The organism is Methylobacterium sp. CM6247 (genome assembly GCF_054817925.1).
Window position 1 is genome coordinate 722464 of sequence record NZ_JBTXKX010000003.1, and the last position, 16999, is coordinate 739462.

11 protein-coding genes are annotated in these 16999 nt (G+C 67.6%); 1 reads left to right on the forward strand and 10 read right to left on the reverse strand.

Features of this window, described 5'->3' with window-relative positions:
* Positions 1–331: 331 nt before the first annotated feature.
* From bcsN to ACYQOP_RS04265, 10 genes are all read right to left on the reverse strand, one after another.
* Positions 332–1327 (reverse strand): cellulose biosynthesis protein BcsN, encoded by a 996-nt coding sequence (gene bcsN / locus ACYQOP_RS04220; protein WP_461221291.1) that lies wholly within the window; start codon positions 1325–1327, stop codon positions 332–334.
* Positions 1324–3369 (reverse strand): hypothetical protein, encoded by a 2046-nt coding sequence (locus ACYQOP_RS04225; protein WP_461221293.1) that lies wholly within the window; start codon positions 3367–3369, stop codon positions 1324–1326. The genes bcsN and ACYQOP_RS04225 overlap by 4 nt, the downstream gene beginning before the upstream one ends.
* Entirely contained in the window at positions 3354–4535 is a 1182-nt protein-coding gene (locus ACYQOP_RS04230; protein WP_461221295.1) for a glycosyl hydrolase family 8, read from the reverse strand. The genes ACYQOP_RS04225 and ACYQOP_RS04230 overlap by 16 nt, the downstream gene beginning before the upstream one ends.
* Entirely contained in the window at positions 4532–7069 is a 2538-nt protein-coding gene (locus ACYQOP_RS04235) for a cellulose biosynthesis cyclic di-GMP-binding regulatory protein BcsB (RefSeq protein WP_461221296.1), read from the reverse strand. The genes ACYQOP_RS04230 and ACYQOP_RS04235 overlap by 4 nt, the downstream gene beginning before the upstream one ends.
* A gap of 11 nt (positions 7070–7080) precedes the next feature.
* Entirely contained in the window at positions 7081–9531 is a 2451-nt protein-coding gene (gene bcsA / locus ACYQOP_RS04240) for a UDP-forming cellulose synthase catalytic subunit (protein ID WP_461221297.1), read from the reverse strand.
* A gap of 288 nt (positions 9532–9819) precedes the next feature.
* Positions 9820–10569, reverse strand: coding sequence for a cellulose biosynthesis protein BcsS (gene bcsS, locus ACYQOP_RS04245; RefSeq protein ID WP_056428626.1), 750 nt, complete (start codon positions 10567–10569; stop codon positions 9820–9822).
* Positions 10570–10953: 384 nt separating this feature from the next.
* Entirely contained in the window at positions 10954–13530 is a 2577-nt protein-coding gene (locus ACYQOP_RS04250; protein ID WP_461221299.1) for a cache domain-containing protein, read from the reverse strand.
* Between the two features lie 248 nt (positions 13531–13778).
* Positions 13779–14837, reverse strand: coding sequence for a zinc ribbon domain-containing protein (locus tag ACYQOP_RS04255; RefSeq protein ID WP_056428028.1), 1059 nt, complete (start codon positions 14835–14837; stop codon positions 13779–13781).
* 297 nt (positions 14838–15134) lie between these two features.
* A complete protein-coding gene (locus ACYQOP_RS04260; RefSeq protein WP_461221302.1) occupies positions 15135–15389 on the reverse strand; it encodes a hypothetical protein in 255 nt (84 codons plus the stop codon).
* A gap of 583 nt (positions 15390–15972) precedes the next feature.
* Entirely contained in the window at positions 15973–16545 is a 573-nt protein-coding gene (locus ACYQOP_RS04265) for a hypothetical protein (protein WP_461221303.1), read from the reverse strand.
* On the opposite strand from ACYQOP_RS04265, the gene ACYQOP_RS04270 reads away from it, so the two are divergent.
* Positions 16538–16693: a hypothetical protein gene (locus tag ACYQOP_RS04270; protein WP_461221304.1), complete on the forward strand. Its 156-nt coding sequence runs from the start codon at positions 16538–16540 to the stop codon at positions 16691–16693. The genes ACYQOP_RS04265 and ACYQOP_RS04270 overlap by 8 nt on opposite strands.
* Positions 16694–16999: the final 306 nt, after the last annotated feature.

The following is a 16999-nucleotide window of genomic DNA, read 5'->3' on the forward strand; positions in this document are numbered from 1 at the left end:
TTTCAAAAGAGCAGAAGGAGTATCCTTCAGGGTTGTCAAACGCGAATGTGGCAATCGATGAGACATCGATCGCCGCCCGGTCGCAGGAAGACGCCGCTGCTATGGATGCATGATCGCGGCCTGCCTCCCGGGATTGGACACCACTGGCAGCAGGCGCCCAGGCATGGCGTGAAGATCGTCATCGAAGCACGGCCGGCGAACCGGATCCGCCTTCTCCGCATCGGCGAGCGACCGCTCCCGTCGCGCCCTCGCACATCCCCACACTGGGAAGGCGCCAGGAACACGTCGCCGACGATGGGCGAAGAGTTGGTAAATAGATGCGGCGTCGGCGCTACGGCGGCGGGCGATAGGCCCGGATCGGCAGATCGGGGGACAGGCGGTCCTCCGTCTCCACGCTCGTGGGGGCAGCGGGTTTCGGCGCGGCAACGGGAGCCGTTGGCGCAAGGGCGGGGGCCGGATCGGTGATGTAGCGCGGGGCGCCCGTGGCGGGACCGGCCGGCAGCGGAACGGCGGTGCCCGCGGCGGGCGGTAACGGGATCGTGGGGGAAGTGCGCTCCACGACCGGAACCGGGGCGCGCCGGCCGTCATCGACTTTCTGGTTTCGTGCGCTCGGCCGTTCCATGGCACCGGGCGGCTGCGCCGCCGCCTTCGCGGGCTCCTTCGAAGCGCGGGCGGACGGTGCCTCGCCCCGGGGCTTGGGCGCCGCGCGGGTGGATACGTGCGGTCGGCCGCCCTCGCGTCCGGCACCGAGGGAGAGGTTCATGCGTTCGACGCCGGAGACGAGATCCGCGAGGGTCGCGGTAGCCGTCCGGCACAGGCTCACCCGGAGGGACGCCGCGCGCTCGGTGCTTCCGCCGAAGAGACTGTCAGGGGCCGATCGCCCGCCGGATCGCGGAGCGAGATCGATCCATTGCCAGGCGTAGAGGCAGTTGCTGCCCACCGCGAGGCCCACGGGGCCATAGGCGTTCCGCTTGGGAACGGTGGAGACGCGCATGCCCTCCCCGGGAAAGCGCGCCAGGAGTTCCGCGGCGATGCCGAGGCGGGTCGGCTTAGCCATGGTCAGGGCGGAGCCGAAGCGTCCCCCCGCATCGGCGCCGTTGCGGACGCTGATCTCGGCGTAGTTGCGTGGGCCACCGGCAAAGGTCACGCGCTGGGCGAAGCCATCGCGAAAGGAGGTCTGCGCTACATCCGAGACGCGGCCCGCGCCGGGGATCTCGACCACGGATTGCGCGAGAGCGGCCCGTGTCGTGAAGGCCCACGGCAGGAGGAACAGGGCAGCGAAAACGCCGGATCGCAGGGAGGAGACCAACCGATGGGAGCGGATCATGGACGTTGCATCGAGCTCGGCGCGGTATCGGGCTGATCGTAGCCGCGATTGACGGCCTGCGAATTGGGCAAGGTGAAGCGGTCGGCCTCCGACGCAGCACGCTCCTGCGGGCCCCGGTTCCGCGAGGCCTGCTGCGCCCGCCATAGGGTGCCCTCGCCCGGCTCCGACAGGGTGGAGGGCCGCTCGGAGCCGTCATAGCCCGGCAACAGGTTGAAGCCATAGCTCTCGTAGGGCATCGGCCCCGCTCCCGATACCCGGCGCGCGACGAGCGGCATGGTCTTCGAGGCGGGCGGCTCGGCCAGGAAGGCGCCGTCCTGCCGATCCGCGACCACCCGCGCCAGGGAGGGCGGAGCGTAGCGTAGGGGGTTCTCCGCCGACACCGCGAGGGGGAATTCGCTGCGCTGGACCGGCAGGGGCTTGGCCTGGCCGTCCCCCGACGCATCGGGTTTGGGCACCCGGCCATAGGCTGCCGTGTTCCGGGCCGGCGCGGCCGGGGCGGGAGCGGCGGAGGCGGCCGGTGCCGGGCGCCCCCCCTGGGACGGGGCTGCGTCCGCTGTCGCGGCGCAGGCCAGGGGTGGTCCGGCCGGCCCCTCGCGGAACAGGAGATCCACCACTTTGGGGAACAGGCCGTCGTAGCGGTTCACGATGGTGAGGTAATCCTGCTTCCGCTTGAGGCGCTGCAGCGACAGGGCATAGCCGGTCACGGCGGATTCGCTCGGAAGCCAGGCGACCGCGTGCTGGAACCATTCCAGCGCGGCCTCGAACTGGCAGGAATTGTAGGCGTACCAGCCGAGGGCCTCGGCCCCCTCCCCCGACGCCGTGGCCAGGGTCACCTTCGCATAGCGGTTGATCCGCTCCAGATCGATGAAGCTGGGATTGGCCTGCGTCAGCCTGCGGCCCATGAGGTCGATGAACAGGATGCTGTTGCCGACATACTTGTCGCGCCAGGCATAGGCGACCTCCTCGGCCTCCCGCAGCATCCCGAGCTCGCGCAGGGTATGGGCGAGGCCATGGGCGATCATGGCATCGCCGCCGCGGCTGATGGCGAGCTTGAACCAGTCGAGGGCCGCGCGGAACTGGCGGTGGTTGTAGGTGTACCAGCCGAGCAATCCGGTCTGGCTCGCATCGCCGGAGGCGCGGGCATAGGCCTGGAACGCGGCCATGTCCGCCGCGCTCGGCTCCTGGGCCGGAGCGCCGTGGAGATCCGCGACGATGCGGGCGCGGGTGATGTCGTTGGCGATCGCCTTGAACTCGGAGCCTCCCTCGGCATCCGTGCGCCCGATGGCGATGAGCTTCTCCGCCAGGGCCATCGGCAGGGTCGACATCGCCTTCTGGATCGTGGCCAACCGCACGCTGGTGTCGTTGCTGGTGTCGAGCACGGTCTTGTAGAGGGCCAGGGCCTCGTCCGATCCGGCCGCTCCCCCTTCGGAGGCCAGGGCTTCCGCCGTGGTCCAGTAGCTTTCCACGTCGCTCGGATCGAGGGCACTCGGGTCGGCCCGGTAGAGGGTGACGATATCCGCCGTCTTGCGCGCGGTGGTCAGGGCTTTCAGGCGGCTGCGGAAACTGGCCCGCAGGAGCTTGCGCGACAGTTCGTCGGAGGGGCGCCAGTTCGGGTCGGCAGCCCGGCGGGCCGCGATCGCCGCATCGAGGTCGTCGAAACGCCCTGCGGTGAACAGGTCCCAGAGCGGCGCCTCCTCAGGCGGGCTCGGCTGCAGGGTGTCGAGGTCGGTGGGTTCGACCCAGCCGGGATAGAGCTGCTTCAGCCGCGCCGCCTCGGCCTTCATCCGCGCCGTCTGCTTCTGCGACGCGTAGTAGCGCAGGGCGCTCTCATCGACCATGCCGGCGGCGGCGGAACTGCCGGGCACCGCGATGATCGCGGGCGCACGCGCCGCGTCGTCCGGGCTCTCGGTCTGCGCCGCCAACGGAGCGACGAGGCAGAACCCGGCGAGGGAGACGCCGCAGAGCAAGGCGAAACCCCGCGCCCCTCCCGTGGCGCGAGCGGTCGCCGGCCTCCCCCATCCGCGGATCACCGTGCCGGACATGACAGGTTCCTCATCTGCAGCGCCACCATCGACAGGAGGTGCAGCGTGGTCGGATAGTAGTTCTCGTTCCCCTGCGGCCGTCCGAACCCGTCGGGCAGCGGCATGCCCTTCCGGTCGCACAGGAGCAGCCCCGAGAGGGCGGTATAGCCGCTCTCGCTCAGGGACTCGACCGTCCGGCCGTCGGAGGTGTCGACGATGGGCAGGCGCTCCCGGTCGGGGCCGGACCAGAGCGCGACGAAGGGGTCGTAATCGCTCGGGCGTCCCACACCCGCCCAGACCATGTAGAGGGGAATGCGAATGGCGTTGTAGGAGAAGAGCGGCGGGAATCCATCCGCCGGACGCGGCTCCTCGCCCTTCAGGGAGATCCATTCGGTCGGCAGCTTCGCCGTCCCGAAGCGGGAGCGGCGGATCAGGTTGAGCCCGCTGGCGGTCAGGGCCGCCCAGTCGAATTCGGGGGCCACGATGGGGAGCCGGGCGAAGGCCGGGAACACCCAGTAGGAGAGGTTGATCAGCGGACCGTCCGCGCGTTCGGCTGCGGAGAAGCCGGAGACCGCCGGCAGCAGCAGTGCCCCGTTCTTGTCCTTGAACAGGATGGTCTTGCGCGCGACCTCCACGGCGATGCGCCGCGCGGCCACCCGGTACGAGGCCTCGTCCCAGGCCTCGGCCGCTTCGGTGAGGGCCCAGGCCACGAGGATGTCGCCGTCGGACGCGTCGTTGAGGTCGGCCACTGCCGGTCGCTTGCCGGGCTCCCAGCGCCAGGCCAGCAGCTCGTCCGAGCGGACCATCAGGTTGGCGCGGGTCCATCCCCAGAGCCGTTCGAAGGTGGTCCGGTCATTGGCGGCGACCGCGAGAAGCATGCCGTAGCCCTGCCCTTCGCTGTGGCTGATCATACCGTTGGCGGTGTCCACCACGCGGCCCGCCTCGGTGATGAAGCGGGACCGGTAGGAGCGCCAGACATCGGGATTCTTCAGGGAATCGGCGAGAACCGCCGGCTTCGAGGCTCCCGGCATGGCTTCGCCTTTCGCGGTGGGGGCGCCGGGGATCGCGGTGGCGGGTGGAACCGGCGAGGCGCCGTCCTGCGCCCTCGCGGGAACGATCCAGGGGCTCGCGGCGGCCAGTGCCGCGCCGAGAACCAGGCCGAGAATGGGATTCACGGTGCGGGTCATCCGTTTTTCCGGCCGATATTGCGGACAAGGGACGTCGTCGTCAGGCCGAGGAGCAGGGCGAGCCCAAGGGTCAGCGCCACATAGATCGCCGGGTTCATCGAGAGCCAGCCGGCGGTGACGAGGCGAATGTTGGAGAGTGAGCGCGTCTTCGTCTCGACGAGCTCCACGTTCCGGGGAGCCACCGTCTCGAGGGATCCGTCCGAGGCATCGAGGAAGGCGAAGCGCCCATCGATCCGCGACCAGACCTCGGGATCGATGAGGCAGGCCGCCGATGCCTTGAGCAGCAGGGCATTGGGGGCGGTGATCACGGTCACCGACCCGTCGAAGCCGTTCTGCGCCGCCGCCGTCGTCGGAAAGCCCTGGGCCATGATCAGGCTGGCGCCGGGGGGAACCGTGACCGTGGCGGGCGTCGATGGCGCCGCGCTGAACAAGGCGCGGGGGTCACCCACGACGGAGTTGAGCAAGGCCCTCCCCCGCTCGACGACGCCGTCCGCAGCTTCGAGGACGGGATGGCGCGCGCGAAGGGTCTCGTCCCATTTCGTGACGAGATCACCGTCCGACAGCCCGGCCTGGGGCGAACGTCGCGCCTCGGCGGGCGCGGCGGAGGCAATGGTCGGGCTGGGGGCCGGCGCGCGCAAGGTCAGTTCGGGCAGGCTGCAGCGCGGCGGCAGGTTGCGGCGAAGCCGGTCCAGGGTCGGAGCCGGCACCGAGCCGGACTGGCCGGGCGCCCGCGCCGTTTCCGCGCGCGCCTGCCAGATCGTCCTGATCTGGTCCGGGTCGAGGCCCAGCCCCGACAGCGTCGAGGGAGACAGGGACCGCACCGGGGCGACGACGAGGGTCGGCCCGGGAGAGCCGCTCTGCATGTCGCCGGCGAGTTCGAAATCGATCATCCGCCCGGCGGCGCCCGCCAGTCTGGCGGCGAGGGTCGCGGCGGCCGCTACCGTGTCCTTGTCGAGGGTGGGCAGGACCAGACGCGGACGGCGTTCGGACTTGACGAAGGCCAGGGCCCCGCTCGTCGTCGCGGCGAGATCGGGAATCCTGGCCGCGTGCGCCAGGGTGGGAATCGACAGGCTCGCGCGGTCGAGGATGAGGAAGCGCTCCCGCTTCGAATCCGTCGCGTTGAGGCCGCAGGTCTCGTCCGCCGGGGCGGGAACCTGGGCCATGATCGCGACGCGGTTGAGGCCCGGACGCCATTTCGCCAGGGGCAGCGGGATCGTGTTGTTCTCGAACACCTCGCCGCGGGTCTGGGCCAGCGGCACGCTGGCGGCATTGCTGCCGTTGAGATCCACGAGGATGCGGGCGTCCGAGGTCAGGCCGGACGCGTAGGCGCCCGCCAGGTTCAGCATGACCTTGCCGTAGTCCGCCGGCAGGAAATCCGCCGGCAGGTAGACGTCGAAGGCGGTGCGCAGCAGCCGCCCCGAGAATTCGCGGGTCGAGACGCCGAGGCTCTGCAGCGAGACCGTCTCGTCACCGTCCAGGATAGTGCCGCGTGCGAGGGACGCCGCCTTCAGGCCGGCGGGAGTGCCGTAGACCTCCCCTCCCCGCGCCAGGGCGGCAATGGCTTCCTCGATCTCGGCATAGCTGGTGCCCGTGACGACCAGGGTCGGTACCCGGTCCGGGCGCGGCGGCAGGACCACGAGCCTCGGCCCGCCGGTGGCGCCGATCGATTCGAGATCGGGCATCTCCCGCAATTCCGCCGCCGTCCCGACGATGAGGTTGAGACCCGACCGGCCCGACATGGGCGGGCCGAATTCCACTACCGGCCGGGCGATGCGGCCGATCAGGCCGACCGCCTCCACGGCGTGGATCATGCGCTCGAGCCGGGGCAGGTTCGGCTTGTCGTTGGCGACCACCCGCACCGGCAGGGCGCCGCTATGGTCGGGCTCGAGGGCGGGAAGATCCTTGAGTTCGAGGCTGGCGGCGGCGACCGGCGCGACCACGAGCCCGGATCGCGACGGATCGATCTGCGTCCAGAGTTCGTAGGTGGCGTTGAGCGAGCAATCGACCCGGTGGCGCTGGCTCGCCTGCAGGGAGACGGCGTTGTAGCCGAGCTTGAGGCTTCCCTCCGGAATCTCGAACTCCACCACCTTCACCGCGCCCGGCGCCTGGATATTGGTGCGTCCGACCACCGCGCCGTTAACACTCACGGTCAGTTCGGAGGCTTCGGGCGCGACCGAGATGGCCGAGAGGTAGGAAATGCGCAGGCGCGGGCGGCCCCGCGTCTGTGCTTCCGTCAGATAGACCGGGAAGCGCAGCGTCGCCTCCTCCCCCTCCATCCGGAACCCGTCGGTGGTGGCCGCGAGGCGACGCGCCGGGGCGATCCGGCCGACAGGCTCGCGCTGGGCCTCCTCGGGGGGCGCGGCGGGGCGGGTTGCGGGCGGCGGGGCGTCCGGGCGGCGCATGGCATCGCCCACGGGCGGCACCGAGAAGCGCTCGGTCGGCCCCGATCCGAGGAAGCTCTGGGCTTGGCCGGCCGGCGTCTGCAGGATCAGGCCGAGGGCGCCAAGACAGGCGAGGACGCGAAAGGTCGACATGGTGATCTGCCTCACGTCCGCACGAGCGGGTCGTGCGACCCACGGCTCGCTTGCTTGCCCGAGCTTTCGAGAAGGCGGTCGTTCTCGAATTCCAGCATCAGCCGGACCCAGTCCGTCGCGGCCTCGCTGCCGGGAATGCGGCTCGATCCTTGGCGGACGACGAGGGGATTGTCGGACGGGCCGGGCGGGGTGGGCTGCGTGTCGGCGGGTGCGGTGAAAGGGGCCGGCTGCTGCACCAGGAGGGGGGCTTGCGCGCTTTGTTTCGGCAGGACCGGGCCTGCCTTGGCCACGGTCTCCGCCGTAGAGGCATGTCCGCTCTTGAAGGCGTAGCTCGCCGCGCGGAACGGCTCGACCAGGCCCCACCAGATCAGCTGCAGCGTGCCGGAAAGGATGTTCTTGTGCCGGCGGCGGCTCTGCTGGAAGCGCAGGAGCGCACCGGCATCGCCGTACATCAGGCCCGCCAGCGCCCCGTATCCCTTGGGGTCGAGGGGCTGGAATTGGAGGTTGAGCACCATCTCGTCGCCCGATTGGGTCATTTCGCCGATCTCCACCGGCAGCGGCACCTGCACCGGAGCACCGTCGATGGGGACGACGGAGAGCTGGCCGGTGCGGTGCGTACTCCCAGCTCCCGGCGGCAGCGCCTCGGCGCCGAAACGGATCGTGCAGCCCAAAGCAGAGGCGCGTTCGATGGCGACATCGAGAGCGCGCCCCCCGAAGACGAGGCGGCCATGCCGGTTGATCGCCAGCGAGGGGCTCGCTTCGGTGGTCCTGCGCTCCGCCGCCACGCCGAGGGCCACGCCGGCGGTGAGGAGGTTGAAGAAGTTCCAGAGGCCCACGACCAGCATCAGGTTGGTGACGCCGGGCTCGAACAGGTAGCGGTAGAGGGCCGTGCCGCAGCCGATGAGCAGGATGAAGTAGACCGCGAAATAGGGCCACGCCATGGGCGAGAGGTGGTCCTGATCGAGGGCGGCCCCCTTGGCGGTGACGTTGAAGGTCGGCTTGCGCGGCGAAACGATCACCGAAATGATGGCCCGGAAGAGATACAGGCCCTGGACGTATTCGTAGAGCTCCGAGACGAAGGGCCAGCGAAACTTACCGTAGACGTAGTTCTGCATCATCAGGTTGATGACGATATAGGTCGCCGTATAGGCGATCGACTCATCGACGCTGGCGACGAAGATCTTCAGGTCGAAGAAGATGTGCAGCATGGGCGCGAACATGAAGATCATGCGCGGCACCGGAAAGAACCAGAACGTCATGCTCGACAGATAGGCGAGCTTCTGGATCGGGTGGAGCCCGCGCTTGAACAGCGGGTTCTTGAGCATCAGGATCTGGAACATGCCCTGGCACCAGCGCGAGCGCTGGCCGATGAAGGCCACCAGTGTATCGGGCTGCAGGCCGGCGATGAGCGGCGTGTCCACGTAGATGCTGTTCCAGCCGCGCGAATGCAGCTCGAAGGCGGTCTCGCAATCCTCGGTGATCGTGACGCCGGAGAAACCGCCGGCCTCGTCCAGCGCGCGCCGGCGCAGGAGAGCGGCCGACCCGCAGAAGAACGACCCGTTCCACTTGTCGAGGCCGCGCTGCGTCACCGAGTAGAACATCTCGTTCTCGGAGGGCATGCGGTCGAATGTGCGCAGGTTCCGCTCGATCGGGTCCGGATTGAGGAAGGCGTGCGGGGTCTGAACCAGGAACAGGCGCGGGTCGGCGGCGAAATGGCCGATCGTCTCCCGCAGGAAGGAGCGGAACGGCACGTGGTCGGCATCAAGGACGACGATGATCTCGCCCTGCGAATGCTTGAGACCGTTATTGAGGTTGCCGGCCTTGGCGTGCTGGTTGCGCGGCCGGGTCAGATAGGTGACGCCGAGCGCCTTGCACAGGGATTGAAGCTCGCTGCGCCGCTGTATCGCCTCCTGCGCTTTCGCGGGGTCGGGATCGGCGCATTTCTGGTCGGTGCCGCCGTCATCGAGCAGCCAGACATGGAGCTTGTGGGCCGGGTAGTCGATGAGCTTGGCGGCGGACAGGGTCGTGGAGAGAATCCCCGCATCCTCGTTGTAGCTCGGAACGAAGATGTCGACGGTGGGCAGGTCCTCGGGCGGGCCCAGGGGCGGCGTGGCGCGGCGCAGCGGATCGGCGTTGATGATGAGGCTGATGAAGAGGATGAAGACGCAGTAGAGTTCGCCCAGCAGCAGGACGAGGCCGAACCCGAAGCTCACCGGATCGGACGGGGACGGCAACGTGTTCGTGACGCGCCAGAACATGTAGCGCAGGACCACGAGGCTCCCGAGAGCCAGGAAGACGAACCGCGCCGGCGGATTGTCGAAGAAAATCCATAGGATGCTCATCGCCACCATGGCGCACAGGCTCATCGCGAGCTGATCCTGCGTGCTGATCGGCTGACTCAGCAGAGCGAGAACGGCGACCGCGGACACCATCCACACGATCCAGCGCAATGCAGATCTCAAAACGAGTATCCCTTTGGGGGCGGGCAATCGGTCGGCACAAGCAATTATCGCGCGGGTGCATGAAGCTGTCGTGAGGAAGAATGCTTAACTTCCAGCATCCGACATCCACGGCAGCGTCAGGCATCGGACTCGGCCATTTTGCGGCCAACCGGTTGCGATTGTCTTGCTACGCTGAAAATCGAGAAATCTCGGTCTTAATATGTCGTTTAGGATGCAATTGGGCGGTTGCGACGCCGAAAAAGCGCGGAATGGTGTGACGCGTCGAAACGAAGCACGGCAGGCACGGCCTCAGAACGCGGCCCGGGCCTCCACACTGGAATAGTAGCCGCTGCCCTGGATCCGGTCCTTCACGTAGCCGACGCCAACGGCCATCTTGATCGGGCCGATGGAGAAGCCGGTGACATGAGCGCCGATGCGGTACTGGCTGAAGAAATTGTCGCCCAGGACCATGGCCTCGGGCCCGATATAGATTCCGTCGGCGACCATGTAGCCGGCGCGGAAGCGCGTGTAATAGGCGCTGAACTGCGTCGAGTAGGAGCCATAGGCCGAGACCATGGTGTTCTCGGTGGGCCGAGCGTAGAAATTCGCGGCGAGCTTGGCCCCGACTCCGGTTCCGATCACGGGGTTGTCCGGGTCGAGAATCGAGAGCTGGTTGCTTCTCACGTTGAAGCCGACGAAGCCGGCCAAGGCCGCGTCGCGCCAGATCCACTCGTAGCCGGCGCTGAGCGCGCCTTCCTGCTGGTAGCCGTTGACCCGCTGGGCGACGCCCTGGCCGGGATAGCTGTAGGTTCCGGCGACCGCCTCGACGCGAATACGCGGGCCGCTTTGAAGCAGAGTGCCTTCCGTGGCAAAGGTCCCCGTCACCGAACCGAAGGCCGAACTGTTCGAGGTGACGGCCGCCGAGGCATCCACGGCCGTCGTCCAGGCGTCGTCCCGCGCCACGGGCTCGGCGCCCGTGTACCAATCCGCCGCCTGAGCCGACATCCCGACGAGCAAAGCGGGGACGAGGACAGTAGCGAGAGTTGCAAAGCACTTCATGGGGGCACGACCCTGTTGTCCCGGCGCGCCCGGATGCATCCCTCAACGGGTACCGTTATCATCGACGCGTTTTCTTTTATGTTCCGTCAACGTTAACTGAGAGCTAACGACGGCCGGGAAGCCACCATTCTTCGTAAGCTTGCTGGAAACTCACTCGGAGACGCGCGATCTTGTGTCGCAACGGGACGAGAACGCTCAAGTCAATACGTCCGTGACAGGCCGGCTCATCCCGCGACGGGGGCGCGGCGACATCCGAGGCGGATGCCGCGATCATCGATCGCGGTCCGAGGATCGTCGGCCGGCGGGACGTGCGTCCCACGCCAGTCCAGCCACGAAGCCGCGATTGTCGGTCCGAGCTCGCGGGACGAGGCGTCCCGCGCCTTCTCAGGCCGCGACCGCCGCGTTCCTGCGGGCGGCCTCGCGCATGACCGCCGCCAGGGCCGGATAGCGGAATGGCTTCTCGATATGCAGGAACGCGCGGGCGCTCGCTGGCAACTGCCCCCCCGGGCTCGCGAGAATGACGCGGATCTGGGGATGGCGATTGGTCATGGTCACGGCCAATTGGAGACCGCTCACTACGGGCATGGCCCAATCGGCGATCATGACATCGAAGGTCGCCGCTTCGTCGACGAGGGCCAGGGCATGCTCGGCCGAGCCCGCCTGGACGACGTCGTGACCGAGATCGGTGAGCGCATCGGCGAAGCTCTGGCGCACGAGGCTGTCGCTGTCGACGAGGAGCACCCGGAGGGCGGGCATCTGCGCGCCGGCTTCCTGCGCCTCGGTTTCGGAGGGCGCATCCCCGGCGCGGAGCCAGACTTCCGCGAGAAAGCCGGTGGCACTGCTGCCATCCGCCAGAAGTCTGAAACCACCTCCGACCTGGGTGAGGAGAGCAGCCACCGCCTTGGTCGCCTCGCTGTCGCTGGAGGGTATGGTCGTGGCATGGCGACCTGGCGTGCCGCTGGCCAGGACGATCCGCACGTAACGGCCGGAGGCGAGTGCGATCCCCTCGTCGTCGGAGAGCACCTTCTCGTCGGCACCGATGGCGAACCCTTCCGAGCCGATGTCGCGGACATGGAAGGCGAGGTTGAGAAGGACGGCCTCCAGAACCTTCTCGCTGCACAGGACCTTGGCGAGGCCCGGACGGATCCGGGTCTCCACCGAGGTCTGGTGCAGCACGTTGGCGCCCAGGAACGGGACGAAGGCGGTCAGCGTCACGGCCACGTCGGTTTCCTGCAGGCCGGAATCGTCGCGGCGCACGAAGTTGACGAGGCGCCGGGTCAGGCTCGATCCGCGTTGGGCGCCCGCCAGGGCGGCATCGATCAGGCGTGCCTGGTTCGAGGGAAGATCATGACGCCGTTGAAGGGTCGCCAGATTGGCGATGACCACGGTGAGCACGTTGTTGAAGTCGTGGATCACCCCATCCACCACCTTGCGCAGGACGGTACCGGTCCGGGATTCCACGGGACCATCGGTCTCCCGGCGACGCCGCTCGACCGGAGACGCGCTGCCCTCCGCCTCCGCGCCACCGACGAAATTCGGGTCTTTGACGGTCTCGCCAACGAATTCGCGGCTCAGCGCATGCAGGATCGTGGGCTTGGCCGACTGCGTCTCGTCCTCGGCGCGGATGAAACGGACGAAGAGGCGCCGCTGGCCATTCTCCGCCAGGCTTCCGGTGGTGCGCAGGACGACGTCATGCGGGCCGGGCTGGTCCAGCGCCGACCGCATCGTGAAATCCATCAGGTCGCGATCGTCCGGGGCGATTCCGCTCTTGAGGTCGGTGAGGGCGACGGCGCGATCCGGAACCGCATGGTTCGCGTGCGTGGCGGGGTCGCTCCAGGTGACACTGCCGGCCTCGGTGTCGATCTCCCAATAGGTCCAGCCCGACATGGATTCGAAGGTGCGGAAGCGCTCCCGGATGCGCGAGAGGGCCGAGCGCGTCTCCTGGAGTGCGCGGACACCGCTGCGCTCCCGTGCCACGAGGCGCTCTTCGTGTTCCGACAATTCCGCGATGCGCGAGGGCGACGAGACGCCCTGCTCGCTCTCGCCGATCAGCTTGAGCCGCCGCACGATGCGATCGCCGACGATCCAGCCGCCGCAGGCCGTCAGAAGACAGACGGCCAGCCACAGCACCACGCTCCCGTTATCGGGAAGGGAGGCCTCGATGCTCCGCGGCGCTCCGGCATTCGTCACGCGTGCGACAGCGAGCCAGCCCGACGGGGCGAGATCACGAAATCCTGCGCTCGGCGTCGCCTGTTCCACGACCTCCCGGGCACCAGAAGCCTGTTGGGCCATGAGGCCCGAACTCGGCCGCGCATCGGGAGCGAGAATGGACAGGCCCATGACGCCGTTCGTCACTGGGCCGCTCGCCGTGGCAGAGGCGGCCAGCACCCTGTCCTGAATCTCGCCGATCCACGCCTCGTTCAGGCGGGCGACGAGAATGCCCTCTCCGCCGGCCGCAGGGCCCGGTACCGGCAGCGCGATGTCGAACACCGTCCGCCCGTTCGCCCCCGGAGACGGCACGGCGACGATGGCCTGGGAGGCCCTGGCGCGCAGGAACCAGGACCGGCCGGATACGTCCCGGCCGAAACCGAGATCGTTGCCGGCGACCTTCACGCGGCCATTCGGGCCCACCAGGTTGAGCTCGGCATAATCGGGACGCAACCTGAGCCATGCGCTCAGCACCGGCTGAAGCTCATCCGCATCGAGGCGCTGGGACGTCTGCTTCAGGGTGACGGCGAGCGTCTTGAGATCTTGGACGACGTCGTAGACCCCGCGATCGAGGGCGGCGGCGAAGCGCTGGGAGGCTTGGGCGGCCTCCAGCGGCTTGCGCGCCTCATCACGGCTCAGGTTGGAGACCGCGAGACTGCCCGAAACGACGAGGATGCCCACGAGCGCTGATGCTCCGGCCACCACGGCATAGAGCGATTTCATCGACATCAGGCTCAGGCTGAGCTTCTTCATCTCATCTCACGCTGATCGTTCTCGGCGTCACGCCGGGACCGCGTTCCTGACCGTCGGGGAGACATCAGACAGACAGATCAGCATTAAAAACTGTTTAAGCGCGGCGCTTAGCGGGTTGCAATCGTTCAGTGTTCCCAAGCGGAACCGGGCCGTTCCCCGCCCGCACGCGCCACGTCCCCCATCCGGCCCGGCCGTCGGCCGCGGTCCGACGGTCCGCCGCTTATCTAACGCCCCTTGGGGTGTCGCCGTCAGGTGGCGACAGGACGTACCTCATGAGCGGACGGCGTTCCGCAGGCCCGGCAGAAGCGCTCGAAGGTGCTCTTGCGGTGATCGCAGGTCGGGCAGCGTTCGAAGGCGCCAAGGCCGCAATGAGGGCAGAAGTTCAGGTTCGGGTCGTCGAGGGCGATCGGTCGTTCGCAGCCCGGGCAGGACTTCTTGGCGAGCCGCTCCAACGCCTGATCCGTGGCGATTTCGCCCCGGCGCTCCTCGGTCGGTCGCGTTTCCGCCAGCTTCTGCCGCTCGTTATAGGATTGCAGGGCACCGATCGCCGCACGGCCGGCGACGAGGGTCACGAGGACGCCGACGCCGTATTGCACGTAGCCGCCATAGCTCGGCAGATACGGAACGAGCTCGACGAAGAACGCGAAGGTCGCCGCAAAGGCGAAGCCCCAGACGAAGGGCCAGTTGCGGCCCCGCCGCCGCTTCAGCAACAGCCACCCGGCCAGCCCCAGCAGCGGCAGGGTCAAGGCGAGGCGATATCCGAAGACGCGCAGCTCCTGCTCCCGCTCGACGGCGTCGAGCTTGACCTGAGCCGCCGCGCGCAGGTCGCTCTCCGCTTGCGTCAGCGGTTCTTCCTGCTCGGAAAGGGCGAGCCGCGCCTTCGCCAGCCCTTCCAGCCGCTCCTCGATGGTCCGTTCCGCCCCCTTCAGCGCATCGAGCGCCTGCGTGCGCGCGATGAGGTCCGGATCCTGGTCGACGCGCTGCGTGGCGTCGCGGGTCTTCAGCCAATTGGCGAAGGTCTCGCGCGCAGCCTCCGAGGCCGAACGCGCGGCATCGAGGGCGAGCTGCTCCTGCTCCGTCCGGCGCCGGATGTCGTCCTGCTCGCGACGGATCCGCTTGAGGGACTCGGCCGCCGCGCCATCGGCCGGTCCGTCGAGGAACTGTTCGAGGGTATAGCGGTGCTCGACCTGGGGCAGGTCACCGACGACGAGGGCGCCGAGGCCGATCAGGAACCAGCCGAAGAGAAAGGCGATGAGCCAAAGCCCGAGCGTCAACCAGCGTTCGGACAATCTTCGGCTGGACCGCATATCGTGACCCCTGTCGATGGCCCCGCCCCCGCCTCGGATTCACGAGGTCGAGGCCGTCTCGCGCGCCCCCGAAGGGACCGATATCGCGAGCTGGGCCATAAAGCTGACGGGTGTACCCGCCTTCGCTCCGCGCGAACAGGTCGGCGCCGGCCATCCGCGATTGGGGAACAAGGCGAGGCGGGAAGCTAGAAATTGCGAGGATGGGCAAAGCCATTACCTCTCCAGACGGCGTGTGAAGGCGGCTTCAATGACCCTAAGCTGTTCTTCGTGTTATGATCCGTTTTATCAGATGGCCTTTTATGAAGGCTTCAGCTCGATCAGTTTCCGGCCTATATTGTACAGCCTCTTGTCGTCCTCCTGGGCACACCGCGCTAGATTTGCAAGCTTATGGCTGTCGCGCTGGCCCATTTTAAACGCTTCGATCACGTGCCCTATTTCTTTTGCATCGCCCTTGCTGAAGGCCTCCCTCAACTCAGCGCGACCTTTTACATCCTGTCCTTGGTTCAGGCTCCAGTCCAGGTCGTCTTTAACTGATTTCCAGTTTGCAGACATTATTTCCTCCCTTTGCCCCGTGCGGGACGAGAAAGAGGATACGCTTCTTTTTATCATCGTCGAGCAAATCCGCATGGGCGGCCTTGCTCGCGGGATGGCGGTCAAGCTGCCTCCTGCTAGGGAGGCCGAATGACGTATCGCCGGTTATCGCTAGTCCTCCATACTGCATTCACACGCTCGTCCGCGCATGGAAGGCAAACGGATGGGCTACGCGGTGGTATGGCCGACGCCACGGATCTGGTTGCGGGAAAGCCTTCTCAGGAGAACGAGCCGAAACTCTCAAAAACCGACGGAGATACAGCTCTGACATATGGAGCCGGAGGTGCCGACGTAGGCTGGATCGTCCCGCTATTAGTGGTTGGCTCTCTACGCCCAATGTCGGTCAAGGAGTTAGAGCCGCGCACCACTGGTTCCAAGGTTGCAGGCGTAGCAAGACGATCACGTTCAATGTGATTGTACATTTGTCAGGCCCATCTGGACGCGTTGAATTGGGAGAAGTGAGCTTAGAATGCGCTGCGAGCGGGCGTGTTCCGGCTCGTATGCCTGGGTCTGGTGTCGCACCGTCACATGGTCAAGCTTCAATCTACTGCCCGCTAAGAGATGGTCCGCCCGAAGTCCCACCGGTGCCGGGCGGGCTGCTGGTCAGCGTGCCGCCGATATTCACGTCCGGCGTGCTGCCAGGAACGGAAGCCGGGCTCGGATTGCCCGGAATAGCATCGGCAGGACGGCCCCTCGCACCGCTTGCCCGCGGCACCGGACCCGGCTCCATGGATGGCGTCATGACGCCAGTGTTCCCAGCCCCGCCGGTGGGAGCCAGCTGCTCGGCGAAAGCCGGCGCGGTCAACAGGACAGCCAGCGTAGTCGTGAGAGCGAGTTTCGTGAGGGTCATGTGTCCGTCCGTGCGGCTGAAGTCGATCAGCAACGGCCGGCGGTTCGGAAGGTTCGGCGCCGCTTCGACGAGAGAGCCGCAGGCTGCCCTCGCCGCGGACACCGACAAATCAATGTCGAGTGCCGTGTGCTTCTCATCGGCGGCACCGACGCGGCCGGCATCGCCGGTGCGGAGCGCCGCTGCCGCGAAGCCGAGGGCGCCGCCTTTGGCGGCTTTGGCGGAACACGACGTTGTCGTTGCGCGCGAGCGGCCCGGCGTGATGGGCATCCTTCTCAACGACGGCAAGGAATGCACGGAACAGGTCGGCATCCGTCCCGCCATCCGGGCGAGCGACGTCGCGACGACGCTTCGACTGACCCTGGCCAGCGCGGGCACCGGGCACCGGGCACCTCCCGAGCCTCATCGCCGCCCGTGACGTCGAAGCGGGCCTGCTCGTCCGGGTTCGCGGACCGTAGGCCACCACCGGCGGGACATCGAGGACGGTGAGCCTGGCGGGACGGGAGTTGCCGGCACGCGTACGCCTGTTCCGCGAACATGTGCGCACCGAAATCTCGAAGCGGTTTTTCGTGGAATCCACGCAGCGATAGAAGATCCGGGCAGCGAGTTTCTCACGGAAGCCTCTCGTCGCCCTCGCGTGCGGACGAGCCGCCGACTCCTCTGCGGGGAATGAGACGCGCCCATACGTGGAAACCCGACGCTCGGTACCAGCTTCGAAGCTTCT